The 25,991-nt window shown below is 35.4% G+C and carries 24 protein-coding genes; 10 read left to right on the top strand and 14 right to left on the bottom strand.

Going from position 1 to position 25,991, the window contains the following annotated elements:
* The first annotated feature begins 2 nt into the window (after positions 1–2).
* Positions 3–1,886 carry a vWA domain-containing protein gene (locus MKX66_RS16725; protein ID WP_341086766.1) on the top strand — a complete coding sequence of 628 codons (1,884 nt, stop codon included), beginning with the start codon at positions 3–5 and terminating at the stop codon, positions 1,884–1,886.
* 40 nt (positions 1,887–1,926) lie between these two features.
* On the opposite strand, the gene MKX66_RS16730 is transcribed toward MKX66_RS16725, so the two are convergent.
* The 3 genes from MKX66_RS16730 to MKX66_RS16740 are packed head-to-tail and all read right to left on the bottom strand — an operon-like array spanning position 1,927 to position 4,610.
* A complete protein-coding gene (locus MKX66_RS16730) occupies positions 1,927–2,349 on the bottom strand; it encodes an NUDIX hydrolase (protein WP_002029727.1) in 423 nt (140 codons plus the stop codon).
* 60 nt (positions 2,350–2,409) lie between these two features.
* On the bottom strand, positions 2,410–3,375 hold the full coding sequence (locus MKX66_RS16735) for an L-threonine 3-dehydrogenase (RefSeq protein WP_033708778.1): 966 nt from the start codon (positions 3,373–3,375) through the stop codon (positions 2,410–2,412).
* A 44-nt stretch (positions 3,376–3,419) separates the two neighbouring features.
* Complete coding sequence (locus MKX66_RS16740) at positions 3,420–4,610, bottom strand: glycine C-acetyltransferase (protein ID WP_078180279.1); 1,191 nt, start codon at positions 4,608–4,610, stop codon at positions 3,420–3,422.
* A 212-nt stretch (positions 4,611–4,822) separates the two neighbouring features.
* On the opposite strand from MKX66_RS16740, the gene MKX66_RS16745 reads away from it, so the two are divergent.
* Positions 4,823–5,554 (top strand): class I SAM-dependent methyltransferase, encoded by a 732-nt coding sequence (locus MKX66_RS16745; protein ID WP_326997117.1) that lies wholly within the window; start codon positions 4,823–4,825, stop codon positions 5,552–5,554.
* A 32-nt stretch (positions 5,555–5,586) separates the two neighbouring features.
* Here MKX66_RS16745 and MKX66_RS16750 read toward each other — a convergent pair whose 3' ends face one another.
* Genes MKX66_RS16750 through MKX66_RS16760 form a run of 3 tightly spaced genes read right to left on the bottom strand, consistent with a single transcriptional unit; the run spans position 5,587 to position 8,480 of the window.
* A complete protein-coding gene (locus MKX66_RS16750; protein ID WP_002188271.1) occupies positions 5,587–6,408 on the bottom strand; it encodes an ABC transporter ATP-binding protein in 822 nt (273 codons plus the stop codon).
* 12 nt (positions 6,409–6,420) lie between these two features.
* Positions 6,421–7,479: a FecCD family ABC transporter permease gene (locus MKX66_RS16755; RefSeq protein ID WP_002125167.1), complete on the bottom strand. Its 1,059-nt coding sequence runs from the start codon at positions 7,477–7,479 to the stop codon at positions 6,421–6,423.
* A complete protein-coding gene (locus tag MKX66_RS16760) occupies positions 7,476–8,480 on the bottom strand; it encodes a FecCD family ABC transporter permease (RefSeq protein WP_002029732.1) in 1,005 nt (334 codons plus the stop codon). The genes MKX66_RS16755 and MKX66_RS16760 overlap by 4 nt, the downstream gene beginning before the upstream one ends.
* A 172-nt stretch (positions 8,481–8,652) precedes the next feature.
* Between MKX66_RS16760 and MKX66_RS16765 the strand changes: the two genes are divergently transcribed.
* Both MKX66_RS16765 and MKX66_RS16770 read left to right on the top strand, forming a co-directional pair.
* Complete coding sequence (locus MKX66_RS16765; RefSeq protein ID WP_002125165.1) at positions 8,653–9,621, top strand: ABC transporter substrate-binding protein; 969 nt, start codon at positions 8,653–8,655, stop codon at positions 9,619–9,621.
* A 380-nt stretch (positions 9,622–10,001) separates the two neighbouring features.
* The gene (locus MKX66_RS16770; RefSeq protein ID WP_061674012.1) at positions 10,002–11,351 is read left to right on the top strand and encodes a peptide MFS transporter; all 1,350 of its coding nucleotides are present in this window, start codon (positions 10,002–10,004) and stop codon (positions 11,349–11,351) included.
* Between the two features lie 42 nt (positions 11,352–11,393).
* Here MKX66_RS16770 and MKX66_RS16775 read toward each other — a convergent pair whose 3' ends face one another.
* Both MKX66_RS16775 and MKX66_RS16780 read right to left on the bottom strand, forming a co-directional pair.
* Positions 11,394–11,573, bottom strand: coding sequence for an acid-soluble spore protein H (locus MKX66_RS16775; protein ID WP_002010492.1), 180 nt, complete (start codon positions 11,571–11,573; stop codon positions 11,394–11,396).
* A gap of 207 nt (positions 11,574–11,780) precedes the next feature.
* A complete protein-coding gene (locus MKX66_RS16780) occupies positions 11,781–12,068 on the bottom strand; it encodes an ArsR/SmtB family transcription factor (RefSeq protein ID WP_001075217.1) in 288 nt (95 codons plus the stop codon).
* A 498-nt stretch (positions 12,069–12,566) separates the two neighbouring features.
* On the opposite strand from MKX66_RS16780, the gene MKX66_RS16785 reads away from it, so the two are divergent.
* Together MKX66_RS16785 and MKX66_RS16790 are read left to right on the top strand one after the other, a co-directional pair.
* Positions 12,567–12,995 carry a TlpA disulfide reductase family protein gene (locus tag MKX66_RS16785; RefSeq protein WP_080683317.1) on the top strand — a complete coding sequence of 143 codons (429 nt, stop codon included), beginning with the start codon at positions 12,567–12,569 and terminating at the stop codon, positions 12,993–12,995.
* Between the two features lie 203 nt (positions 12,996–13,198).
* Positions 13,199–14,818, top strand: a complete 1,620-nt coding sequence (locus tag MKX66_RS16790) for a lactate permease LctP family transporter (RefSeq protein WP_002029741.1) — start codon at positions 13,199–13,201, stop codon at positions 14,816–14,818.
* A gap of 38 nt (positions 14,819–14,856) precedes the next feature.
* Here MKX66_RS16790 and aspA read toward each other — a convergent pair whose 3' ends face one another.
* The 3 genes from aspA to gloA2 all read right to left on the bottom strand — a co-directional run bounded on the left by aspA (position 14,857) and on the right by gloA2 (position 18,264).
* Positions 14,857–16,290 (bottom strand): aspartate ammonia-lyase, encoded by a 1,434-nt coding sequence (aspA, locus tag MKX66_RS16795; protein WP_002029742.1) that lies wholly within the window; start codon positions 16,288–16,290, stop codon positions 14,857–14,859.
* Positions 16,291–16,471: 181 nt separating this feature from the next.
* Positions 16,472–17,770, bottom strand: a complete 1,299-nt coding sequence (locus tag MKX66_RS16800; RefSeq protein WP_016093357.1) for a hemolysin family protein — start codon at positions 17,768–17,770, stop codon at positions 16,472–16,474.
* A gap of 107 nt (positions 17,771–17,877) precedes the next feature.
* On the bottom strand, positions 17,878–18,264 hold the full coding sequence (gene gloA2 / locus MKX66_RS16805; RefSeq protein WP_001017670.1) for an SMU1112c/YaeR family gloxylase I-like metalloprotein: 387 nt from the start codon (positions 18,262–18,264) through the stop codon (positions 17,878–17,880).
* 91 nt (positions 18,265–18,355) lie between these two features.
* On the opposite strand from gloA2, the gene MKX66_RS16810 reads away from it, so the two are divergent.
* The 3 genes from MKX66_RS16810 to MKX66_RS16820 all read left to right on the top strand — a co-directional run bounded on the left by MKX66_RS16810 (position 18,356) and on the right by MKX66_RS16820 (position 22,380).
* Entirely contained in the window at positions 18,356–19,534 is a 1,179-nt protein-coding gene (locus MKX66_RS16810) for a NupC/NupG family nucleoside CNT transporter (RefSeq protein ID WP_088038426.1), read from the top strand.
* Between the two features lie 332 nt (positions 19,535–19,866).
* A complete protein-coding gene (locus MKX66_RS16815; RefSeq protein WP_002029713.1) occupies positions 19,867–20,883 on the top strand; it encodes an LCP family glycopolymer transferase in 1,017 nt (338 codons plus the stop codon).
* 234 nt (positions 20,884–21,117) lie between these two features.
* Entirely contained in the window at positions 21,118–22,380 is a 1,263-nt protein-coding gene (locus MKX66_RS16820; protein ID WP_341086769.1) for a VanW family protein, read from the top strand.
* A gap of 54 nt (positions 22,381–22,434) precedes the next feature.
* Here the strand turns inward: MKX66_RS16820 and MKX66_RS16825 are convergent, their stop codons facing one another.
* Complete coding sequence (locus tag MKX66_RS16825) at positions 22,435–22,707, bottom strand: hypothetical protein (protein ID WP_016101844.1); 273 nt, start codon at positions 22,705–22,707, stop codon at positions 22,435–22,437.
* A 14-nt stretch (positions 22,708–22,721) separates the two neighbouring features.
* On the bottom strand, positions 22,722–23,240 hold the full coding sequence (locus MKX66_RS16830) for an RNase A-like domain-containing lipoprotein (protein WP_002125157.1): 519 nt from the start codon (positions 23,238–23,240) through the stop codon (positions 22,722–22,724).
* 399 nt (positions 23,241–23,639) lie between these two features.
* Here MKX66_RS16830 and MKX66_RS16835 point away from each other — a divergent pair, with 399 nt between their 5' ends.
* Positions 23,640–24,188, top strand: a complete 549-nt coding sequence (locus MKX66_RS16835; protein ID WP_002029716.1) for a TVP38/TMEM64 family protein — start codon at positions 23,640–23,642, stop codon at positions 24,186–24,188.
* A 63-nt stretch (positions 24,189–24,251) separates the two neighbouring features.
* On the opposite strand, the gene MKX66_RS16840 is transcribed toward MKX66_RS16835, so the two are convergent.
* A complete protein-coding gene (locus MKX66_RS16840) occupies positions 24,252–25,952 on the bottom strand; it encodes a M4 family metallopeptidase (protein ID WP_012260292.1) in 1,701 nt (566 codons plus the stop codon).
* Between the last annotated feature and the right edge of the window lie 39 nt (positions 25,953–25,991).

Consider the following 25,991-nt stretch of genomic DNA (forward strand, 5'->3'; position numbering starts at 1 on the left):
TCATGAGACAAATTTTTAGTGACAAAAAAATTGATGCGTCGCTGTTTCTACAAATGGAAAACTTAATGTATGCTCTTCTAAAAGAAGACGATGCCTATCTTGAGTATGGCTATAAAGCATACTACGACGAAATTGAAAAAAAGGTTGTCATTAGTCACTTTTGGGATGATCGAAAAGAAGAGGATACAGTAATCGGATTAAAAAGCGAAGTGTTCTTAAAGGCACTTGGTAATAAACATTACTCGGACATGACTTTAATTCGTTCTTATGCGATTGAGTTACAAGAATCGCCTCTAAAAAAGTTTTTAACACAATTATTTGTTCTATTAGAAGATTTACGTGTTGAGGAAATCGTCAAAAATTTACGTCCTGGCACAAAACATATTTTTAAACGCCGAAAAGAAATGTATCGCAATTACTTTGGCTCACAAAATGAAATCAATCGTGTTCGTAACTATCACGGTGATCGTCTATTTTGTCTATGCTATCTTTCATTAACGAGTGATAAATATGAAATGTTTAATAATGAATATTTCGAGCAAATTGAATCAATTTTGCATGAAACATTCCAAGCTCGTAATACGGACGATATTATGTATATTGTTGAGAAAATTCGCTATCGTTTAGAAGGACTTCTTGAAAGTGATATGCTTAATAATTATTTCGGACATGCACCGCTTTATTTATCTGTGATTGCAGATGAGAAAGACAGTCGCGCTGAAAAATTAGCAAATGATGATACGCAGCTCCTAGATGACGATGATAACAAAAACAAAATGGATGAAAGCTTCTCGACATGGCACCGTGAAAATAAAAACAATGAAAACGAGAACTTTTTACGCTTTGATTTAGAAAGCGGAACAAAAACAAATATGATGGGTGATACTGCTCGTGAATCAGAAGATGGTGACCAAGCACTTGGTTCTGTACAAGGTACTTCCCAAAAAAGTACACAATCTAACTTTGATGGTGCTGATACAGAGGAAGCAAGAGCGTCTCATGCTTCTAGCCAAAACGACGGTGCATACGGCAAGTATAATGTGGGAGCTTCTCATACATTTAAAGAAGCTCGCAAATCGAATCCTGATGAGAAAAAAGATTACCAAGCTATCAAATCAGTCGTTAATAAAGATGTAAAAGAATTAAAGAAAATTATCGAAAAAACAATTGAAAACAAAACGAATGCAAACAGTGATAAATATTACGGAAGGCTTCGTAAGAAATTCCTTCGTATTTATACTGAAAAGCAGCCGCGTATGTTTTATAAAAAAGGACAAGAATCACAAGAGCTCGACGTTGCATTCCAACTATTAGTGGATTGCTCTGGTTCTATGTATAACAAAATGGAAGAAACGAAGAAGAGTGTGGTCCTATTCCATGAAGCTTTAAAATCTTTAAAAATTCCGCACGCTATTAGTGGATTTTGGGAAGATGCTTCTAGTGCTAAACCTGAAGATAAACCGAACGTTATCCATGAAGTTGTTACGTATAAAAACTCAACGTTACAAAACGTCGGTCCAGAAATTATGCAACTTCGCGAAGAAGAAGATAACCGCGACGGGTATATTATTCGTATCGTTTCCGAAAAGCTTGCGAAAAGACCAGAAAAACATAAATTCTTACTTGTCTTTACAGACGGTGAACCTTCTGCACTAGACTATCAACAAGACGGAATTTTAGATACGCACGAAGCAGTCAAACTTGCTCGTAAAAGTGGTATGGAAGTAATCGGAATCTTTATCGAAGAAGGCGAAGCGAAAGAAGCGACTTATCAACTAATGAAAAACATTTATAACCATCACTTCTTAGTTGCAAATCATGCTGAAGATTTACGCCTGAAGATTAAACCATTGTTGAAGAAACTATTACTGAAGACGATTGAATAGAAAAACAGGAGCCCCGAGGCTCCTGTTTTTCTTCGTTAACTTACTTTGTTTCTGGTTGAAACTTGTATGGAATGGAAACTTCTAATAATAATTCGAACCCTCCATCGTAGTATGGGAATCGCTCATTCGCAATTTTTCTATCTACCCACTCGATTGCGGAAATTTCTTCTTCATCTTCTGCACCAAGTTCACCTGTTACAACATTTGCTCGGAATGTAAAAAATAACGCATGATTCCCTAGTTCTTCAAAGAATTTTTCATTGATCGCAACAAGTCCACCTGCCGCAGCAGTTAAACCTGTCTCTTCTTTCACTTCTCTTACTAGTGCTTCCTCTAATATTTCACCTTTTTCAACAGCCCCGCCTGGCAATGACCAAACGTTTTGTTCTATATTATGTACCATTAATATTTTATCTTTTTCGCTATCGTGTATTAATGCATATACAACATCAACTCTTTGCATGTTGCTTTTCTCCCTTCCTAAAATAATTAAGAGCCAATTCCTAAGAATCGGCTCTTCTTATTAATTCATTACTAACTCAGATGCGAGCTTTTTTTTTAACTTAGCCAGCATATCAGTTGTCATTTTGTCTAAATCATATTCTGCTTTAAAGCCCCACTCTTTCATTGCTGCTGTTGCATCAATAGAGTTCGGCCAGCTATCAGCGATTGTTTGACGAGCTGGATCTACTGCGTAATCCATTGTAAAGTTCGGAATGTGTTTACGGATTGATGCTGCAATTTGCTCTGGTTCAAAGCTCATTGCTGTAATGTTAAACGCATTTCTATGAACTAGTTTATTTGGATCAGCTTCCATTAATGAGATGATTGCTTGTAAAGCATCTGGCATATACATCATGTCCATGTATGTTCCTTCTGCAATGTATGAGGTGTATGTACCTTTTTTAATCGCCTCATAATAAATTTCAACTGCATAGTCAGTTGTTCCGCCTCCTGGAGGAGCTACGTAAGAAATTAAGCCTGGGAAACGTACACCGCGCGTATCAACGCCAAACTTTTGATGATAATAATCACATAGTAATTCTCCTGCTACTTTGTTTACCCCATACATCGTAGTAGGACGCTGAATTGTATCTTGTGGTGTATTATCTTTTGGCGTTGATGGACCAAATGCACCGATAGAACTTGGCGTGAAAAACTTACAGTTTAATTCACGTGCTGCTTCTAATGCATTTACAAGTCCGCCCATATTTAAATTCCAAGCAAATAACGGATTTTTTTCTGCAGTTGCTGAAAGTAAAGCCGCTAAATGAATAATTGTATCTACTTCATTACGCTTTGCAATATCATGTAATTTTTGTCCATCCGTTACATCTAACGTTTCAAATGGACCAGACGTTACTACTTCACTGTCTGTTTCACGAATATCTGTTGCAATAACATTTGATGCGCCGTATACATCACGAAGTTTCATTACTAGTTCAGAACCAATTTGCCCTAAAGAACCGGTTACTAGAATTTTTTTCATTTTTCCCACTCCCCATTTGCAAGCTATTCAAAAGATGTCGTTACTTAAATGATACCCATTTCTTTCCCTACTTTTTCATACTTACGAATTGCTTCATCTAGCATTTCTTTCGTATGAGCTGCTGTAGGCATATTACGAACGCGTCCCATTCCTTTTGCTACGGTTGGGAATACGATAGATTTTGCGTATACGCCTTCTTCATTTAGACGTTTACTAAATTCTTGTGTTAATACTTCATCACCAATAATACAAGGCGTAATTGGTGTCTCACTTTCTCCAATGTTAAAGCCAAGTTCTTTTAACCCTTGTTTTAAATAGCGACCATTTTCCCATAAACGATCGTGTAACTCTGTGCTTTCCATTAGAATTTCAATTGATCTCATACAAGCAGCTGCATCAGCTGGTGTTAAAGCTGTTGAGAATAAGAATGGACGTGAACGCACTTTTAACCAATCGATTAAGTTTTGTTTCCCAGCTACATATCCACCAATTACCCCAATTGCTTTTGATAATGTACCAATTTGGAAATCAACTTTATCAGAAAGGCCGAAATGTTTTACAGTACCTGCACCTTTGCCAAGTACACCTGAACCGTGTGCATCATCTACATATGTCATTAAATCCAGCTCTTCTGCAATTTCAACAATCTCTGGTAATTTTGCAATATCTCCATCCATTGAGAAAACACCGTCTGTAATAACCATTAATTTATTATAAAGACCTGATTCTTTTGCCTCGATTGCTTTTTTGCGTAAATCTTCCATATCAGAATGCTTATAAACGATGATTTTCGCTCTTGATAGACGACTACCATCAATAATAGATGCATGGTTTAATTCATCTGAAAGAATCGCATCATTTTTATCCATAACAGCTGAAATCGCTGCCATATTACAGTTAAATCCTGATTGATAAGCAATTGCTGCTTCTGTATGTTTAAACTTTGCAATTGTTTCTTCTAATTTAATATGCAAATCTAAAGTACCGTTAATTGTACGAACAGCTCCTGCTCCAACGCCGTACTTATGAATTGCACCAATTGCTGCTTCTTGTAAGCGATTATCAGTCGCTAATCCAAGGTAGTTGTTTGAAGATAAGTTAATATATTCTTTTCCGCTAATTGTAATAATCGGCCCATTTGGACTTTCAAGCGGATCAATTACGTTATAAAGCCCCTTTGATTTTAAATCCTCTAAATTTTCTTCTAAAAAATTTGCAAGTGTTTTACTAGACATCGTGAAGCCTCCCATCGTTCATGTAAGCGGATTATTATCTTAATAGTTCTAATAATCCCTCTACTAGCTTAACACGTTTTCAGAATTTATTATAGAAAAATAGTTTAAAGAAACCGCTTACAATTCTAGATTATAAATGATTCATTACAAGAAATCTATCATTTACTTTTCATATTTGATAGAATTAAAAAAATATTTAGGAGGCTTTTAAAATGGCGTTTACTGAATCTGATGTATATAATAACGAATCGTTTTTAGAGCAATATATGCAGCGAAGATATCGAGAAAATAGTCCAAACGAATCCCTTGAAAAACCAGCATTCTTTCAGCTCATTGGCAATGTAACTGGAAAACAAATCCTCGATTTAGGTTGTGGTGATGCTAAATTCGGCGAAGAATTATTAGAACATGGATGCCACTCTTACACTGGTATTGAAGGCTCCGAGCTTATGTATGAAAAAGCTAAAAAACAACTAGAAAATAAAAATGGCACCGTTCATTTTTTAAACCTCAAAGACTACACATACCCTCCTTCTACTTTTGATTTAGTAACATCTAGACTCGCCTTACATTATATTGAACACCTTGATATCATTTTTCAAAATGTGTTTCAAACTTTAAAAACAAACGGAACCTTCACCTTTAGCGTTCAACATCCCGTTGTTACCTCTTCATTTGAAAGCTTGCAAACGAGTGGTAAAAGAACTAGTTGGCTCGTCGATGATTATTTCGAAACAGGAAAACGAGTTGAGCCATGGATTGATCAAGAAGTTATTAAATATCACCGGACTACGGAAGAATATTTTACATTATTACAACAAGCCGGATTTACGATTACAAGCTTAAAAGAAGCTACACCAAATCGAAACTGTTTTCAAGATGAAGGAGAATATGAACGACGTTTACGTATTCCCCTTTTTCTATTATTTTCTTGCCGAAAATAAAAAAGACGATGAATCCTCATCGTCTTTTTTCGTTATCTCATCGCCTGAACAGCCTCTTTAAATACACGTCTTCCTCTTCCATGCGGGATACAGAGCGGTGTCCCAAATAACGGATCAGCGCTTATTTGACACTCCATACGGAATACATCCCGAACTAACTTCTGGTCAATAACTTCTTCTGGTTTACCTTGCGCATATATTTGTTTATCTTGAATAGCGACAATGTTGTCTGCATAACGACATGCCAAATTTAAATCGTGCAATACCATAACAATCGTTCTTTTCTCTGTTTCATTTAATTCGAATAATAAATCTAACACTTCAATTTGGTGCGTCATATCTAAATATGTAGTCGGCTCATCAAGCAAAATAATATCTGTATCTTGTGCAAGGGTCATTGCAATCCAAGCACGTTGACGTTGTCCACCTGAAAGGGCATGAACATCACGCTCAGCAAATTCTGTCATACCCGTTGCAGCAAGCGCTTTTTGTACCATTTCCTCATCTTTTTCGGACCATTGCTTCAGCCATGTTTGATATGGATAACGTCCTTGCTTTACAAGTTGTAATACCGTAAGTCCTTCCGGTGCTTGTGGCCCTTGCGGTAAAATCGCCATTTGACGAGCGATTTGCTTCGTTTGCATACTTTGAATTGCTTGATTATCTAACAAAATGTCACCGGTTGTTGGCTTTAATAATCTAGCTAGTGAACGTAATAAAGTTGATTTCCCACAACCGTTAGAACCGATGAAGATTGTAATTTCCCCTTTTGGAATTTCTAAATTCAGCTCATCAATAATAATCGTTTCACCATACGACAGCGTCAAGCGTTTCGTCTCCAATGCTTTTTGCATATTCATCTCCCTTTATGAATTCCGACTTTTATAAAGTAAATAAATAAAATAAGGTGCACCAATTGCTGATGTAAATACCCCTGCTGGAATTTCAAGTGGTGTGAAAACTGTACGCCCAATTAAATCTGCAGCGAGTACTAGAATTGCACCGATAATCGCCGCAACTGGGAGCAATGCACCGTAGAAAGAGCCAACTAATCTTCGCGAAATATGAGGTGCCATTAAACCAACAAATCCAATTCCTCCTGCAAAGGCAACTGCCCCGCCAATTAAAGCTGTACTAAGTAACAACATAAATACACGCGACTTCGTTAAAGGAACACCAAGTCCCACTGCTATATCATCCCCTAGCTCTTGTGCATTTAAATGTCTCGCAGCGATAAATGATATTGTCGTTAAAATGAGAACCCACGGCGCAAGTACCATAACATTTTGCCACGAAGAGCCATAAACAGTACCTGTGATCCATACATTCGCTTGACTTGCTTGATAAATTGGTGCTAACAACATAAATAAAGTTGTTGCTGCTTTCGTTAATGCCCAAAATCCAACACCAATTAAAACAAGACTAATCGGTGATAATCCATCATTTTTCCAGGCAAATAAATATACAAAAAACGCTACAATTGTTGCCCCAGCAAAAGCTGCTAGCGGCATATAATGAATGCTTACTGTTAACGCATTGTTTTTATCACTAAATATAGCTAAAAAGAGTACAACTGCAACACTTGCCCCGCCCGTAATTCCGATGATATCAGGAGAAGCAAGTGGGTTTCGAACGAGCCCTTGTAAAATACAGCCCGCTACCGCAAGCGCAATTCCTACGAGGATAGCAATTAAAATACGCGGCATACGAAATTTATTTACAACCATATTTGACATCGCATCACCATTTCCGGTAATCGCTTGCCATACGTCATAAGGAGCAATTTTCATATCCCCCATACCTGCACTCGCAAAAAATAATCCTATTAAAACAACTAGTAAACTCAATAAGACGAGACAAGCTCGTTTATACATTAAAAACGAGAGCTCGCCTTTTCCAATACGAAACGGAATATACTTCTTCATTTGCTAAGCCCTCTCTTACGTGCAATATAAATAAAGAATGGGGCCCCGATAAATGCTGTCATAACCCCTACTGGTACTTCTTGTGGCATAATGACATATCTTGCTGCTATATCAGCCAAGATTAATAGTATTGCACCTAACAATCCGCTATAGGGTACTCTCCATCTGTGATCTACCCCAACAAGAGCTCTTGCGAAATGAGGAGTAACGATGCCAATAAATCCAATTGGACCAGCAACCGCAACTGAACCACCAGACAACAGTACAATAATAAGTAACACGAATGATTTCATTAAAATCGTTCGTTGTCCGAGCCCCTTTGCAACATCTTCCCCCATCATTAATGTATTTACTTTCCCTGCCATCATAAAAGATGCAATCCAGCCTATTAATAAATACGGGAATACTGATTGTAAAATCTCTAACTTTCTTCCTTGCACAGATCCGGCAAGCCAAAATAACACTTCTTCAAATGCTTTTTCATTTAATACAAGTAACCCTTGTGTTAATGATGAAAATAAAGCGCTTATCGCTACACCTGCTAATGTTAACTTAAGAGGCGTTGTCCCTTCTTTTCCTAAAGAACTAGAGGCAAATACAAGTACTGCTGCAACTGCCGCTCCTAAAAAGGCAATCCATGTGAAAGCTGATAATGATGTCACGGAAAAGAGTACAATTGCTACAACTATAAAGAACGCAGCGCCTGAATTTAATCCAATAAAATCTGGAGAAGCAAGCGGATTCTTTGTTAAAGTTTGCATTAAACAACCTGCAATGGCTAAACTAGCACCAACACTTGCTGCAATTAACGCCCTTGGTAGACGCACATTTTGAATAATAATATGCTCATTTGAACCATTAAAATGGAAAAAAGCATCTAAAGCTAATTTCCAGCTCGTATTTGTATATCCGAAAATAATGCTTCCCCAAATACAAATAACGACTGCAATGATTCCAACAAGTAATCCAATCCATTTTGCTTGATTTGTTTTTAATAACATGCAGCGTTTCCCCTTCAATGTATAATGATACGTTGTAAGTGTATTTCAACTTAATTCTCATTGTCAACGATAATGAGAACTATTTTCAGTAATATATATTGACAATCCAAAGATAAAGGCTTAACATCATGCTTGCTATTGAAAAATATTCTCAACATGTAGGGGGTACATAATGAATTTCATGCAAAAGAAATCGTTTACAGTATTTGTATTTTTACTAGCTTTTTCACTTCTTTTAAGTGCTTGTGGAAAATCAAATAACAAAGAAGAATCAACAAAAGAAGATAATAAAAAAGAAATGATTACGGTTGAGCACGCAATGGGTAAAACAGAAGTTCCTGCCAATCCAAAACGTGTAGTTATTTTAACTAATGAAGGAACTGAAGCTTTACTCGAATTAGGTGTAAAACCAGTTGGGGCTGTAAAGTCTTGGACGGGTGACCCATGGTATCCGCATATTAAGGATAAAATGAAAGATGTAAAAGTTGTTGGCGATGAAGGACAAGTTAACGTTGAAACTATCGCTTCTTTAAAACCAGACTTAATTATCGGTAACAAAATGCGCCACGAAAAAGTGTATGAGCAATTAAAAGCTATTGCACCTACTGTTTTCTCGGAAACATTACGTGGTGAATGGAAAGATAACTTCAAATTTTATGCAAAAGCTTTAAATAAGGAAAAAGAAGGTCAAAAAGTTTTAGCTGATTACGGAAAACGTATGGAAGATTTAAAAGGCAAACTTGGTGATACAGTAAATCAAGAAATTTCTATGGTACGCTTTATGCCTGGTGATGTTCGTATTTATCATGGCGATACATTCTCTGGTGTTATTTTAAAAGAACTTGGATTTAAACGTCCTGGAGATCAAAACAAAGATGATTTCGCAGAACGTAACGTATCTAAAGAGCGTATTTCGGCAATGGATGGCGATGTATTATTCTACTTCACATTCGATAAAGGCAATGAGAAAAAAGGTTCTGAACTAGAAAAAGAATATATAAACGATCCTCTCTTTAAAAACTTAAATGCAGTAAAGAACGGAAAAGCATACAAAGTTGACGACGTTATTTGGAATACAGCTGGCGGTGTAATGGCTGCTAACTTACTACTAGACGACATTGAAAAACGCTTTGTTAAATAATTTCATTGTAACCAGCTCCCTCTTTTATGGAGCTGTTTTTTTTCATTTCACTGAAGTGTCACATTATTTCATTTTGTATTTTTATTCCCGATATGTTATATTATAAAAGTAAATATAGAATATTTTCTCTATATCAGAATAAATATTCTAATCTAAATTTTCTGATTTATCACTATTTTACTTCATTTTAGAATTCAATTACTACATTTGAAAACGCTTATTATCTTGTTTTCAGGGAAAAATACAATAACGGTTGAAGAAAAATAGATTTTTTCAGAAATTTTCTTGCTATTTCCATATAATTCTATTGACTTCTAAATATTTTGTGAATTAAAATAATTACATAAATATCCGTTATACAGGATTAGGGGGAAACAAACATGGATGCAGCTTTAAAATTAGACAAAGCTGGAGAGCAACAATCACCAAAAAAACATCCACCAGGATTATATTTGTTGTTCTTTACAGAAGCATGGGAAAGATTTAGTTATTACGGAATGCGTGGCTTATTAGTTCTTTATTTAACAACGAGCTTAGTAAGTGGCGGTTTAGGATTTGATAAAGCAGTTGCAGTTCAAATTTACGGTATTTTCACAATGCTTGTATATTTCACACCGATTATTGGTGGCTGGTTAACTGACCATTTCATTACGAAACGACATGCCATTACCATCGGCGGTATCATTATGGCGATTGGTAACTTCGTACTATTTTCAATGAACACGAAAACTGGACTATTTTTAGGATTAGGATTATTAGTTATCGGTAACGGATTCTTCAAACCAAATATCTCGACTTTACTAGGTCAATTATATAGCGACAACGATTCTCGTCGTGATAGTGCCTTCACTATCTTCTACATGGGAATTAACTTAGGAGCTCTTATCGCTCCATTCATTTGTGGTTACTTCACAGATTATAGATACGGTTTCTTAACAGCTTGTATCGGTATGATTATTGGACAGATTGCCTTTAATTTCTTAGCACCTCGTTACTTAGGGTCTATCGGAACAACTGTTGTCGGTAAAAAATCTAAAGAACAAAATGCAAAACCTATTGAGAAAAAACCTTTAACAACACAAGAGAAAAAGCGTACAACTGCAATTTTAATTTTAACTTGTTTCGTTGTATTCTTCTGGGCAGGATTTGAACAAGCTGGTAGTTCTTTAACACTTTACACAGATAAGTTCGTGGATCGTACAATTGGTGGATTTACAATTCCAACACCTTGGTTCCAATCTGTAAACCCACTATTCATTATCTTACTAGCATTACCAGTTTCTGCATTATGGATTAAACTTTCAAAAACAAAAAATGGTGATTTAAAAATCCCTACAAAAATGGCTTTTGGTATGATTTTACTAGGAATCGGGTACTTAGTTTTAACTTTAGCCGTTCTAAAAACTGGTAGCGATGAAGGTAACATTACAATGAAAGCAAACTTACTATTCATTGTATTCACTTACATGTTCCACACAATCGGTGAATTATTCTTATCACCAATTGGATTATCTATGGTAAGTGCAATCGCACCTCTTAAATTAGCATCTTTATTAATGGGTGTATGGTTAGCTGGTACTGGCTTTGCAAACTTATTAGCAGGACAATTAGCTGCTTTCACTCAATCTTTAGGATATTTAGAAGTATTCGCAAGCATCGGTGTTATCGTAATCGTGCTAGGATTAGTACTTCTTATGTTCTCTAAGAAAATTGCACATATGATGGAATAGTAAATAAAAAAGACGCTTCTACAATTAGAAGCGTCTTTTCTATTACATCTCTTCTAAAGCCGTGACATCCACGTGAACGCTCTCTCCTGGGTTGGATACGTCATACACTTGAGCACTACCCTTCTGCTCATCACAACTCTCAATCCATACGGGGACTCCCTCGTATGTAACATCAATTCTACTTGAAGAAGATAATATCTGTTTCACACGTTTTACATCCATTATATTATTCCTCCTTTAGCTTACAACACTCCTTTCTATCTTTTCATATCCCTTCAGAATATATTCCGTCAATTTAGCACTTCAACCGATAGTTTGTTTCTTTCTAACGCGCTAATATATACGCTCTCAAATCTTCCTATTATTAGATCCTTTCCAAATAAAAAAAGACGTATATTTCACACGTCTTCTTTCCATAATATTCAAAAATTAAGAAAATAATGTTTTTACTACTTCACTTACTTTATCGTTATGAATTTGATAGTACACTTCTAACCCGCGTCTCTCAAAGCGTACTACTTTATTTTGTTTTAATTTCGTTAAATGCTGCGAAACAGTTGATTGCGGAATTTCTAATACCTCTTGTAATTGTGTTACATTACATGTTCCACGCTGCATCAGTTCCATTACTAAACGTAGACGAAGTGGATGAGCTAATGCTCTTAACATCTGTACGTCTTCTTCTGAAATACGACAGTCAAATTGGTTTTGGTTCATAAAATTCCCCTCATTTTCATTTTTTATTTTCTCTTTATTTATTTATATATCTGTTCTTATATTTCCTGTTACGACATAACTTTATCAACCTATAATGCTGAGAAAATTTTCCGACTTTTATCAGCACACAGTTCAAGAAAAAATCCCACCTGATTTTGAATATTATACTATATGATACAATAAAAAAGCAAAACAAAGGGCTAGCAATACTTTGCTTACAAACGTTGTTTTATCAGGCTTTTTGTTATATTTTCACCTTACTGAAATGTACAGTAATGATATTGTAAAATATCGTCCATAATTGATAACCTATCGTAAAGTAATTTGACCATATTTAACCACTTTGTTACGATAAAAAGGAAATTTAAGTAAGGAGGAGGATGTAATATTAAAAAATGGTTTATTTTTGCGTTAATTAGCATTGCGGTTGGCTGGACTATTATCAATCACTTCCTATTAGACAAAAAAGAAGATATAGCTTCAAAATCAAACATCCCCATTGGAACTGAAGTTGGCAATGCTGCACTCGATTTCCTTCTGGAAACAACCACTGGTCAAGAAGTTCGCCTTACAGACTATAAAGGAAAAAAAGTAATATTGAATTTTTGGGCAAGCTGGTGTGGTCCATGCAAAATAGAAATGCCTGATATGGAAAAGTTTTATCACGATACTAAAGATATGGGGATTGAAATTGTCGCTATAAATGCGACAGCTACTGAAAAAGACCCGAATAATGTAAAACAATTTCTTGAAGAAAACAAATATACCTTCCCCGTCCTATTAGATCAGAAAGGCCAGGCAAGTGCCGCATATCAAATCATCAGCATTCCAACATCTTTTGTCATCGATACAAACGGTGTCATTCAATATAAGCATGTAGGACCAATGACATATGAAAAAATGAAAGAATATGTAAATAATTTATAGAAGCGTAATCAAATCAATTTGATTACGCTTTTTGTCTACTTTATGAACAAAATGTTACTTTTAATACTATTATGGAATAATTATACTTTTTCACGTTGACAATAGTGTTGAAGGAGAATATACTAAGCATGTAAGTTGATTGTGAATAGTTTCACAAATAATGTGAATTTCTTCACATATAATAGATAGGAGTTGTCATTATTATGAGTACTTGGACACAAATTTATGACCCATTAAACAATATTTGGTTATCTGCACTAATCGCAGCACTCCCAATTTTTTGCTTCATTATTTGTTTAGTGGGATTCAAAATGAAAGGTTACATGGCTGGGCTTTATAGTGTGATCGTCGCTATTATTCTTGCTATATTTGTTTATAAAATGCCCGCAACTGTGGCTGTAGCATCTGCCGGATTCGGTGTTTTATCTGGATTTTATCCAATTTGTACTATCGTTATCGCAGCTATCTTCCTTTACAAATTAACTGTTAAAACAGAACAATTCAATGTCATTCGTGATAGCATTTCAAGTATTACAAATGATCAGCGTTTACAAGTATTATTAATCGCTTATTCTTTCGGTGCTTTCTTAGAAGGTGCAGCTGGTTTCGGTGTTCCAGTTGCTATTACAGCTGCATTACTTGTAGGTATGGGCTTTAATCCATTAAAAGCAGCAGGTATTTGCTTAGTAGCTAATATCGCTGGTGGTGCTATGGGTGCTATGGGTATTCCAGTTACAGTACCTGCACAATTAACTGGGCTAGATGCATTAACTGTCGGTCGTCAAGCTGTTTACATTTTGCCATTCATTAGCATTGTTTTACCGTTCTTACTTGTTTCAATGGTAGATGGATTTAAAGGCATTAAAGAAACTTGGCAAGGTATTCTTGTAAGTGGTGTTTCTTTCGCAATTACTCAGTTCCTTGTGACTTACTTCTTAGGCGCTGAACTTACTAATATTTTCGCAGCAGTCGTAAGTATGGTCGCTCTTACATTATTCTTACGTGTTTGGCAACCAAAATCTTCTGCTAAAGAAGAAAAACAAGAAGAAAAAGAATCTCATACATTCAATCAAATTTTATATGCTTGGTCCCCATTCGTATTCTTAACTGCATTTGTAACAATCTTTAATTTAAAACCAATTAAAGCTTTATTTGCTCCGGATGGTCCATTGGCAAACTTAGTATTTAACATTCAATTCCCTGGTCTTCATAATGCGGTTATGAAAACTGCACCAATTACAAAGGCTGATACACCTTTCGCAGCGATTTTCAAACTAGATGTATTCTCTTCTACAACTACTGCAATTGTATTAGCAATCATCGTTTCACTTATCGTCTACCGTGTAAACGGCAAAATGATTAAAGAATTAATGATCGAAACAATAAAAGAACTAAAAGTTCCAGTATATACAATTTGTAGCGTTATCGCTTTAGCTTACGTAGAAAACTACTCTGGTATGTCATCTACACTTGGACTTGCATTCTCTTCTACAGGAAATGCATTCCCAGTTCTTTCTCCAATCTTAGGATGGATTGGCGTATTCATTACAGGTTCGGTCGTATCAAGTGGTTCATTATTCGCACCACTTCAAGCAGTAACTGCCGATCAGTTAAACATCGTACCATCTACTCTCGTTTCATTAAACGTAGTTGGTGGTACAATCGCAAAAATGGTTTCACCACAATCTGTAGCAGTTGCTTGTGCAGCAGTTGGACTAGTTGGTCAAGAATCTGCTCTATTTAAAATAGTAATGAAATATAGTTTAATCTTCTTAGCTATTATTAGCTTACTTCAACTTAACTCTGTATTTAATATCTTCTAAAAAAAAGCACCGATCCAAATGGATCGGTGCTTTTTACATTACATTTTTTTAGTCTTTAATAAAGAAGCACCAGCAATTTCAGGATGCGTCATTTCGTATGGATCCAAAATAATATCAAGCTCTTCTGCTGTAAGTACACCATGTTCTAAACATAGCTCCCTAACAGATTTTCCTGTCGCAATTGCTTCACGTGCAATGCGAGAAGCTGCTTCATAACCAATATGAGGATTCACTGCTGTAATAACTCCAACACTTTTTTCAACATATTGCTTAAGCAACTCTTCATTCGCTGTAATTCCCTTTATACAGTATTCACGGAATACACGGAAACCGTTATTCATAATACTGATGGATTGAATTAAATTAAATACTAATACCGGCTCCATTACATTTAACTCTAATTGTCCAGCTTCTGACGCTAAGCAAATTGTATGGTCATTTCCAATTACTTGGAAAGCAACTTGGTTAATTACTTCCGCCATAACTGGATTTACTTTACCCGGCATAATAGATGAACCTGGTTGACGAGCTGGTAATTGAATTTCCGCCAACCCAACACGTGGACCAGACGCCATAATACGAAGGTCATTTGCAATTTTAGACATATTCATCATACATACTTTTAGTGCTGCAGATACTTCTGTATATGCATCTGTGTTTTGCGTCGCATCAACTAAGTGCTCTGCACCAACAAGAGGGAAACCACTAAAAGTTCGTAAATGCTTCACAACTTGTTCTATATAAGTAGGGTTTGCATTTAATCCCGTACCGACAGCTGTCGCACCCATATTAACTTCGTATAAATGTTGACGAGACTGTTTAATTCTTTTTATATCACGCTCTAGCACTCTGCTATATGCTTCAAATTCTTGCCCAAGGCGAATTGGAACTGCATCTTGCAAATGCGTACGCCCCATTTTAATAACGTGATCAAACTCTTTTGCTTTATCATGAAAAGCAGAGTGAAGTTCTTCCATTGTAACAAGAAGTTCTTCCAGCATCATAAGAGTTGCTATATGAATCCCAGTTGGGAACGCATCATTTGTTGATTGAGCCATGTTCACATGAGTGTTTGGGCTAATTTTCGCATATTCACCTTTTTCGTATCCCATACGTTCCAAGGCTCTATTTGCAATTACTTCATTAGTATTCATATTAATTGAAGTACCTGCTCCGCCTTGAATCGGGTCTACGATAAATTGATCATGGAACTTTCCATCAACAATCTCTTGTGCCGCTTCTGCAATTTCTTGTCCGATATCTTTAGCTAAGTAACCTGTATCTATATTCGCAAGCGCTGCCGCTTTTTTTACAATTGCCATTGCCGTAATGAGTGACGGATGAATGCGGTATCCTGTAATAGGAAAGTTTTCTACGGCACGTAATGTTTGTACACCATAATAAGCTACACTCGGTACTTCCTTTTCACCTAAAAAATCTTTTTCTATACGTATATCCTTCGTTGCTATCATTTTTCATCACCTATACTTTTCATTCTAAATCCTTATCTAAAGAATTCGCCCTATAAAATACGAGTATCATTAAATGAATTCTTCAGTATCCACTTTCACTATATAGCACCTTTTTTGAAAGCGCAAACATTTATTTTTCTATATATACTTTTTATTAAAGTTTATATAATAGAAAATCCATTCATTCTTCTACTTTCTTTATTTCAACTCGCTTAATTTGATGCATATCCTTTTCAAGAACTTTAAAAGAAAAGCCGTGTTTTTCAATAATATCTCCTTCAGCAACGATTTGCTTTTGTACCATAATCCAACCACCAATTGTATCTACATCATCAGCGATTAAGTGTATGCCAAATAAATCATTTACTTCACTAATAAGCACTTTTCCCTCTACGATTTTACACCCTTCACTTATATGCTCTATAGGCGGGTGTTCATCTTCATCGTATTCATCTCGGATTTCTCCAACAATTTCTTCTAAAATATCTTCTAGTGTAACGATCCCCGCTGTACCACCATATTCATCATATAATACAGCTAATGGAATTCGTTTTCTTTGCATTTGTAATAGCAAATCATGAATAGGGATATTTTCTAACACTTCAATAACTGGTCTTGTATATGGCGTAATCGAGCACCCCTCGTCTCGATTACCATCCATATAACGAATAAATAAATCCTTTACATTAACCATCCCAATAATTTCATCTTTATCTTCACCAAATACGGGATATCTCGTGTACTTTTCTTGTGCGATTATTTTAATATGTGTTTCAAATGGTTCGTCCTCATATAAACCTACAACTTCCGTACGAGGTACCATAATTTCCTTTGCGACTCTATTATCGAATTCAAAAATATTATTTACATATTTAAATTCCCTTTGATTAATCTCTCCACTCTCATAACTCTCAGATAAGATTAATCGTAATTCTTCCTCCGAATGAGCTACTTCATGCTCAGAAGCCGGATGTAATCCGAATAACCCTGTTACAAGCCTTGCAGAACCATTTAAAGCCCAAATAAACGGATACATTACTCGGTAAAAGTAAATAATTGGCTTCGATAATAATAAGCTAACTTGCTCTGCCCTTTGTATAGCGAGCGTCTTCGGAGCAAGTTCACCAATGACAACATGTAAAAACGTAATAACTGCAAAGGCAATAATAAATGAAACTGTACTTGCAATTGCAGGAGATAGGTGTAGTTTTAAAAACAACGGCTCGAGTATATGTTTTATAGTGGGCTCTCCTAACCACCCAAGCCCTAAAGCAGTAATTGTAATACCTAACTGACATGCTGATAAATACTCATCTAAATTCGAAGTTACTTTTTTAGCTGCCAATGCTCCTCGTCGTTTTTCACTAACGAGTTGATCAATACGACTGCTACGCACCTTAATAATTGCAAACTCAACAGCCACAAAAAATGCTGTTAACGCAATAAGGATGGCTACCATCAGTAATTTTAAAATATCCACATATGTCCTTTAGCTTTCTTAGCTAAAGTTACACCTCCTTTAAAAAAGAAGTTTCACTTTAGTTTCTTCATTTATTTGAAAGCAACCCTATATAAAATTCACCAATTTCAAGCCTCATACAATTCTAAAGGCAAGCCATCAGGATCTTGGAAAAAGACAAATTTTTTATCCGTAATTTCATCCATACGTATCGCTTCAGTCTCCACACCGCATTGTTTTAAATGGTTTACAGCTTCTTCTATATTTGTAACAGCAAATGCTAAATGTCTAAGTCCAGCTGCTTCTGGAAAACTTGGGCGCTCAGGTGGACTAGGAAATGAAAATAATTCAATTTGATACTCTTCCCCTACACATAAATCTAACTTATAAGAATCTCGTTCTTTTCTATATACTTCATTTATCGCTTTAAAACCTAATATCCGAGTATAAAAATCCTTTGACAGTTCATAATTCGAACAAATAATTGCAACGTGGTGCACTCTACATATATTCATGCTCTCTCTATTCCTTTCTTTACCAAAGATGCATATTCTCCCTTGAAATGAAAAACATATATAGCAGAATATCTCTTTTAGGGGGCTTACTATGAAATTTATTACTTTTTTCGTGGGACTTATCGTTGTTTTCTTCCTTGCTTATATTGCTAGCAACAATAAAAAACATATTAAATTTAAACCAATTTTCATCATGCTTATTATACAATTAATTTTAACCTATTTATTATTAAATACAGAAATTGGTCTCATACTTATTACGGTAATTTCTGGCCTGTTTACGAGGCTACTTGAGTATGCTGCCAGTGGTATAAACTTTGTATTTGGCGGTCTTGCAAATAAAGGGGAAATGCCATTTTTCCTTAACGTATTATTACCGATTGTCTTTATCTCCGTCTTAATTGGTATATTACAACATTTCAAAATACTACCATTCTTTATTCGTTGGATTGGTTTCTTTCTTAGTAAAATAAACGGTCTTGGGAAATTAGAATCTTACAACGCCATCGCTTCCGCTATTGTCGGCCAATCAGAAGTTTTTATTACGGTTAAAAAACAATTAGCCCAAATTCCAAAACATCGACTATATACACTTTGCGCCTCTGCTATGTCAACAGTATCTATGTCCATTGTCGGTGCCTATATGACAATGATTGAACCAAAATATGTAGTAACCGCACTCGTTCTCAATTTATTTAGTGGTTTTATTATCGTACTCATTATTAACCCTTACGACGTTAACGATGATGAAGACATTTTGGTAATAAAAGGGGAAAAACAAAGTTTCTTTGAAATGCTTGGAGAATACATTCTTGATGGTTTTCGTGTAGCAATTGTCGTCGGTGCTATGCTCATTGGATTCGTCGCATTAATGAGTTGCATTAATGACCTATTCCTCATTATATTCGGCATTACTTTCCAACAATTAATAGGCTATGTATTCGCCCCTATTGCATTTCTTATCGGCGTACCAAGTTCTGAGATTGTCACAGCTGGTAGCATTATGGCAACAAAGCTTGTAACAAATGAGTTTGTAGCAATGATGGATCTTAGCAAAATTTCCAGCACTCTCTCTATCCGTACAGTTGGTATTATTTCTGTCTTCCTCGTTTCTTTTGCCAACTTTTCTTCCATTGGAATTATTTCCGGTGCGGTAAAAGGGTTAAACGAAGAACAAGGAAATGTTGTTGCCCGCTTCGGCCTAAAATTACTATACGGCGCTACTCTTGTTAGTATTTTATCTGCGATTATTGTAAGTATTATGCTTTAATTAGGTAAAATTTTATCATTTTCTTATCCCTGTCTTTTGTATACAATAACGAATAGATGTCTTATAAAGTGAAACTTTAATCAGAGGGGGCTATCCCCCACTGATTATTAGCCCTCACCAATCGGGCATTTACGGGCAGTTATCTCCCACCTAACTTCCTTGCATTCGCTGGACTTTGAGGTGGGAGTTTTACTGCCCGTTAATGCGGGATAAATAATCAATACATCTATTTTTTATGCATGTACAATACCTTTTATTTAGCGTAAAATATTTTTTATGTGTTTTAATACGCTTCTAGATGTATACACTTTGATTGTTTTAAAGGAGAAAAAATGATGAAATCCGACATTAACAACGAAACTCGAGCCAAAAAAGGACGCTCAAAGAAAAAGCGCCTACTTTGGTTCATTCTTATTCCATTACTTATTGTAGCAATGGGAGCAGGAGGATATTCCTTCCATATATACAGTAAAGCAAAATCCGTCTTAAGCAACGCTTATTCTGAACTCGGCCGAGGAGATAAATCCAGCAAACGTGAAAAAGCTGTTAAACCTATGACTGATAATATTTCTGTCCTGATCATGGGTGTTGATGAAAGTGATATCAGGGAAAAAGGTTACGGAAAAGCGACTCGTACAGATGCATTACTACTTGCAACAATTAATAAAAATGATAAATCTGTTAAACTAGTCAGCATTCCACGTGATTCACGCGTCTTCATTAAATCACGTGATAAATATGATAAAATTACACATGCACATGTATTTGGTGGTGTAGACAGCACAATTGATACAGTAGAAAAATTTTTAGATGTACCAGTTGATTACTATGTAAAATTTAATTTCAAATCCTTTATCAAGATTGTTGATTCTCTAGGTGGTATAACTGTCGACGTTCCAGTTGAGTTCACAGAACAAAATAGTAGCGACGAAGCAGATGCAATTCACCTAAAAAAAGGGCGTCAACATTTAAATGGAGAAGAAGCACTTGCACTAGCTAGAACTCGCCATATTGACAGTGATTATATGCGCGGTCAACGACAACAACTTGTTTTAGAAGCTATTGCTGAAAAAGCCCTATCTCTCAATTCCATTAATAAAATCGGAAGCCTATTAGATGCTGTCGATACAGACTTAAAAACAAATTTAACTTTTGATGATATGATGACTATTGCAAAAAATTCAATGGATTCAAATTTAAAAATGGATAAATTGCAAGTGGAAGGTACTGATAAATATATAGGTGGTATTTATTATTACGTTCCAAACGAAAAGAGTGTTAATGATATATCGACAACACTTCAAGAACATCTCGGTGTTACGAATAAAAATGAGCATAAAAAATTATAATAAAAAGGCTGCTAGATTTTTCTAAGCAGCCTTTTTATTATAATTTTCAACATATTTCTCATGCATATTGTGACAAAAAGAGACAATTATTACAGCAGTGTAACATTTTTTATGAAAACATTACACACGTAGTGAAAATAATAGTATACTAGGACGTACATAATGTTATTTTCATCATTTTTATACAAAAAATGTAATACATATATTTATACAAATTTTTCTGGGGGGAAATAAATGAAGCTAAGCAAAATACTGATTGGTTCCGCTATTGCTGGTGGCATATTACTTTGTGTTGGTGGTATTGGTGGATATCAATATGTATCCAAATTAAATAATCAACTAAATACAACTGCACTACCAAACACTACATTTGAAGGTATTTCTCTTGATGGAAAAAATAAAGCAGATATTCAAGCCCTTGTTAATCAAAAGATGAATGAATTAAATCAAAAATCTCTTAACTACGTATTCCAAAATGATAAGCAAAATTACACGTGGAAAGATTTAGGAGTAGATTATAAAGAGAAGGATATTGTCGACAATATCTTTAAAGAACAAGAAGGGAACGTAATGAATCGTTACAACATGCGTAAGCAAGCTGAAAACGGTGAAGTAAAACGTGACTATAAATTAACACCACAATTAAATACAACAACTTATGAAACCTTTATAAAGGATAAATATAATGAAACATTAAAGAATCCTGTCAACGCCGAATTAAGTGTTGAAGGCTCTACAGTAAATATTAGCCAAAGTCAAAATGGAGAAAAAATTGATAAAGGAAAATTAACCGATTTAACAAGCGCAGCTATTACTTCTGGCACACCCGATGTTGTATTACCAGTTACACTAATAAAACCTGAACGTTCTACAGAAGATATACAACAAATGGGGATTAAAGAAGTGATTGCTGAATACTCTACCCCAATGGCTGGCCGTAATGGAAATCAATCCTATAACGTAAATAAGTCAGCTAATACTTTAAGTGGAGTTATTGTAGCACCTGATGAAACGTTTAGTTTTAATGGCCGTGTTGGCGTAACTGATGCTGCACATGGTTATAAATCCGCAGCAGTATATTCACAAGGTAAAGTTATACAAAGTGCAGGCGGAGGCGTTTGCCAAGTAAGTAGTACTTTATACAGCGCAGCTTTAAGGGCAGATTTAGGAATTGTTTCTCGAAGCAATCATTCTATGCCCGTAAATTATTTACCACTTGGGCAGGATGCAGCAGTGGCAGATTATGGTCCGGATTTAAAATTTAAAAACAATACAGGTAAGCATATTTACATTCAAGCATTTTCAAATGGCGGTAGTATTACTACACGTATTTTCGGTACAAATACTGATAAAAATGTTGAAGTTTCTTCTCAAGTAATTAGTAATACTGGTGATAAAATAACAGCGGTTACGTATAAAAAAGTAACACAAAACGGTGAAGTACTCTCAAATGGACAAATTTCAAAAAGCGTATATAAAAGTGCCCCAAAACAATGAGATAATATCAAACGGACAAATTTCAAAAAGCGTATACAAAAAGGCGTGATCTACTCACGCCTTTTTCTTTTGCAATAATAGTAAAAAAATCCCCAGATGATCTTTCGTTTCTTCTAAAGACCACACACGATTGCCTTGCTTCGCAGCTAATACGCACGCTTCTTCCCACGCGTTCTTTTTCTTCATATTTACTAATTCATCGCGTAATTTCAAAACAATCTCTTCGTCCTCTTGCTCTATAAACTCTTCCATCACGCTTACTATTTCATCCTCATGAATACTTAACGTACAGTACGATTTAAGAAAGTATTGTAATGTTGGATACATATATACTCCCCCCTTTATTTATCTGATGGATAAGAAGTAATAATCTTAAATCCTAGATTTCCTGATTTATCTCTCGCTAAAACAGTAACAGTCTTTACTAGTTTGTCTTTTACATTCATATTTTTCTTTATTACTGTTTTTCCAACTGGGAATGAATGAGTTGTATTCAATACAAGACGAGCCTCTTTAGAGTTTTTCAACCAATCCTGAATTTCTTTATCATGTTGTTTTAAACTATCTTTCACAGCCTTTGTCGCTGTTTCCTTATCATAGTATGTACTTGCCGCTGAAACTTTATCTGTCTTCAAACGATTCTTCAAATCCTCTTCTGATTTACCTACATGCCTTTCAATCGTATGACCATTTTTAGGTGGCCCTTCCATTTCATCTAAAATATTATCACTAATTTTTTCTACTGATGTAGAATGATCCTCTTTTGGTTTTTCTGTTTTTTGTTCTTTTCCTGCACATCCACTTAAAATCAGCATTAGTGCCAATAAACTACTCAAGAAAAGACTACTTAATCGTTTCATCGTATCACCTCTTCCATGATTATTATCGTAACTCCACTAAAAGTCAATTTCACAAAGAAAAAATGTATACAGTTTTAAAATCCTCATTCATTTTGCTATATTTTCCACCCCCCTTTCATCAAATCACTGTTTTTCGCCCTTTATAAAATATACCCCCATGTTTTTATAATTATTTCCCAGATGAAAACACCAATCGAAACACTCCACAAACCCTTTAAATACAGGATTTATGGAGTGTTTTTTAAACAAACTAAATATACCCCTACTTTCATATACCCAATACCTATATGAGGTATACAAACCCCTTTCTATCAACAGTTTCCTACATTATGTAAATTTGCACTTGCCTACACAATAGAAATATGGTGTAATGCAAAAAAAGATAAAGGATTTTAAACAATGGCTGAAACAATTCAAAACTTCTTAACAGACTATTATTCAATCGCAATTCCACTTAGTATCTTAATTAACATCATCATCAGTCTTTTAGGTTTTATCCCTAGTATTTTTTTGACCGCTATTAACATACAACTCTTCGGTGTAACAAACGGAACCATTATTTCGATCGCAGGTGAGGCATTAGGGGCTATTATCTCGTTTTATATTTATCGTATAGGCCTTCAGAAATTCACTCACAACAAAGTAAATAAGTATCCAAAGGTAGAACGCCTACTTTATGTAGAAGGTAGAGAGGCCTTTCTACTCGTTCTATCGTTTCGATTCATACCTTTCATCCCATCAAGTATCGTTACTTTATTTGCAGCTCTAGGCAAAATGTCATTACTCTCTTTCAGTATTGCCAGCACAATAGGGAAAATACCGGCTTTATTGATTGAAGTATATTCTGCATATCATGTCATTAACGGAACAAATGAAGCGAAATGGATTATTACAATCGCAGGTTGTGTTGGATTATTTTATTTGTGGAAAAAATGGAGAAAAAAATAAAGAAGGAGCCTATGCTCCTTCTTTATTTTTGAGGTATTTTATTAATAACTATCCCTTAAAGCCTTAGTTTACACCAACAGCACTAAATGATTGCTTAACTGCTGCTACTTCTGCAGAGCTAGCACCATATAAATCAGCTGCAGCTTGTACTGCACCAGCACGTGCTTGACTAAATGTAGTAGATTGCGTGAAATACTGTGTATTTGCACGGTAGTAAATCGCACCTAATTTATCTTTACCGATACCAGTTACAGTTACACCAGAATGCGTACCACCATTTGCTAATAAATAAGCTTGTTTGTTAATAATACCACTGTTTGTATGAACGCCACCGTTATCACTTGAACCAGTGTAACGCTTAGAATAATGGTCTGGGTCACCATATTTCGCTGGATCACTCATAGAACGAAGTGCATCTCCCGCCTTACTAGGTGTATAAATATCTTCACCAATCTCCCAATCTGGGTTACGGTTATCATAGAATTCTACTAAAGTACCAAAAATATCAGAAATTGCTTCATTTAACGCTCCTGATTCATTTTGATAAATTAAATCCGAGCTATTTTCCGTAACAGCATGTGTTAATTCATGGCCAATTACATCAATGCCACCAGATAATGAAGTGAATGTTACACCATCACCATCTCCGTATACCATTTGTGAGCCGTTCCAGAATGCATTATTATACTTACTTCCGTAATGAACTGTTGATTTTAATGGTGCTCCTGCATCATTAATAGAGTTTCTGTTAAATGTAGCTTTATAGTAATCATATGTTTTACCTGCATAGTAATGAGCATCTACTGCCGCTGCATCATACGCTGCATTGAAAACATTATCTGCATCTGCCCATAATGTTCCTGGTAATGTTGAGCGGTTTTTCGCATCATATGTGAAAATTGTTGCTCCGCGCGTATTATCTTGTAAATAGTAAGATGATCCAGATAACGTTGTATTAAGCGATTTCGTATCTCCTAATACACCTTTACCAGTTCCAACTTTATTCGTCCCTGTTACAGGCTTTACAACCGCTTTCGCTTCCTGTTTAGGAGCATCTTGCTTAACTGGTGACTTATCATCATTCGTTACATGATCAAGTTTATTATATTTATTTAACACTTTACCGCTTTCCGCTTCAATGAAATAGTAATAGTTTCCTGGATTTGGCTCTAAGAAGTTTAAATTCACAACGTATGCATATGTCGTTTCTTCACCATTTTGATATACATATAAATCCGCTTTTGGATCTACTTCGTATTTAGGTGTTACTCCTAAATCTTGTTGCGCAATTTCAATTGCTTTTGCGCCTTCAATCTTATTTTTGTTTTTTAACTTTTCCTTCTTGTCTAAATCAGGCGCAACTGTTCCAGACAATACTTTTAAAGAACCATCTTTACTTACGTGAGCTACTTGAGTAGACCCCCATACAGGTACTCCCTCGTAAACTTGTTGCATACGTACTACTGTTGAATCAGTTACAGCATCTTTTTTCACTTGTTTCACTTTGAAAGAATCTTGTGCACTCTTTTCCCCTAGCTTATAATCACCTTTTGCTGCGTTTAAGTAATCAAACACCACAGATTCCGCTTTCTTACCAGTCGCTCCAGTTAGATCACCAGAAATAAACTCAGGTGACTGTACCGTCTCATTGTACTTCTTAGTAGAGAGTACATTTTTAGAATCCGCAAATGCAGAGCCTGTCCCTCCGAACGTAGTAACTGCCATTCCTGCCGCTAACACTAACGCTAAACTCTTCTTTTTCATCTAACATTCCCCCTAATAAAAAATTTTTGAAAAAGAGTA

The organism is Bacillus sp. FSL R9-9530, assembly GCF_038008145.1.
Taxonomy (GTDB): domain Bacteria; phylum Bacillota; class Bacilli; order Bacillales; family Bacillaceae_G; genus Bacillus_A; species Bacillus_A mycoides.

Coding starts and splice junctions, on each gene's coding strand:
- MKX66_RS16725 (WP_341086766.1), top strand. CDS start 3: ATGAGACAAATTTTTAGTGACAAAAAAATTGATGCGTCGCTGTTTCTA.
- MKX66_RS16730 (WP_002029727.1), bottom strand. CDS start 2,349: ATGCAAAGAGTTGATGTTGTATATGCATTAATACACGATAGCGAAAAA.
- MKX66_RS16735 (WP_033708778.1), bottom strand. CDS start 3,375: ATGAAAAAAATTCTAGTAACCGGTTCTTTAGGGCAAATTGGTTCTGAA.
- MKX66_RS16740 (WP_078180279.1), bottom strand. CDS start 4,610: ATGTCTAGTAAAACACTTGCAAATTTTTTAGAAGAAAATTTAGAGGAT.
- MKX66_RS16745 (WP_326997117.1), top strand. CDS start 4,823: ATGGCGTTTACTGAATCTGATGTATATAATAACGAATCGTTTTTAGAG.
- MKX66_RS16750 (WP_002188271.1), bottom strand. CDS start 6,408: ATGCAAAAAGCATTGGAGACGAAACGCTTGACGCTGTCGTATGGTGAA.
- MKX66_RS16755 (WP_002125167.1), bottom strand. CDS start 7,479: ATGAAGAAGTATATTCCGTTTCGTATTGGAAAAGGCGAGCTCTCGTTT.
- MKX66_RS16760 (WP_002029732.1), bottom strand. CDS start 8,480: ATGTTATTAAAAACAAATCAAGCAAAATGGATTGGATTACTTGTTGGA.
- MKX66_RS16765 (WP_002125165.1), top strand. CDS start 8,653: ATGAATTTCATGCAAAAGAAATCGTTTACAGTATTTGTATTTTTACTA.
- MKX66_RS16770 (WP_061674012.1), top strand. CDS start 10,002: ATGGATGCAGCTTTAAAATTAGACAAAGCTGGAGAGCAACAATCACCA.
- MKX66_RS16775 (WP_002010492.1), bottom strand. CDS start 11,573: ATGGATGTAAAACGTGTGAAACAGATATTATCTTCTTCAAGTAGAATT.
- MKX66_RS16780 (WP_001075217.1), bottom strand. CDS start 12,068: ATGAACCAAAACCAATTTGACTGTCGTATTTCAGAAGAAGACGTACAG.
- MKX66_RS16790 (WP_002029741.1), top strand. CDS start 13,199: ATGAGTACTTGGACACAAATTTATGACCCATTAAACAATATTTGGTTA.
- aspA (WP_002029742.1), bottom strand. CDS start 16,290: ATGATAGCAACGAAGGATATACGTATAGAAAAAGATTTTTTAGGTGAA.
- gloA2 (WP_001017670.1), bottom strand. CDS start 18,264: ATGAATATATGTAGAGTGCACCACGTTGCAATTATTTGTTCGAATTAT.
- MKX66_RS16810 (WP_088038426.1), top strand. CDS start 18,356: ATGAAATTTATTACTTTTTTCGTGGGACTTATCGTTGTTTTCTTCCTT.
- MKX66_RS16815 (WP_002029713.1), top strand. CDS start 19,867: ATGATGAAATCCGACATTAACAACGAAACTCGAGCCAAAAAAGGACGC.
- MKX66_RS16820 (WP_341086769.1), top strand. CDS start 21,118: ATGAAGCTAAGCAAAATACTGATTGGTTCCGCTATTGCTGGTGGCATA.
- MKX66_RS16825 (WP_016101844.1), bottom strand. CDS start 22,707: ATGTATCCAACATTACAATACTTTCTTAAATCGTACTGTACGTTAAGT.
- MKX66_RS16830 (WP_002125157.1), bottom strand. CDS start 23,240: ATGAAACGATTAAGTAGTCTTTTCTTGAGTAGTTTATTGGCACTAATG.
- MKX66_RS16835 (WP_002029716.1), top strand. CDS start 23,640: ATGGCTGAAACAATTCAAAACTTCTTAACAGACTATTATTCAATCGCA.
- MKX66_RS16840 (WP_012260292.1), bottom strand. CDS start 25,952: ATGAAAAAGAAGAGTTTAGCGTTAGTGTTAGCGGCAGGAATGGCAGTT.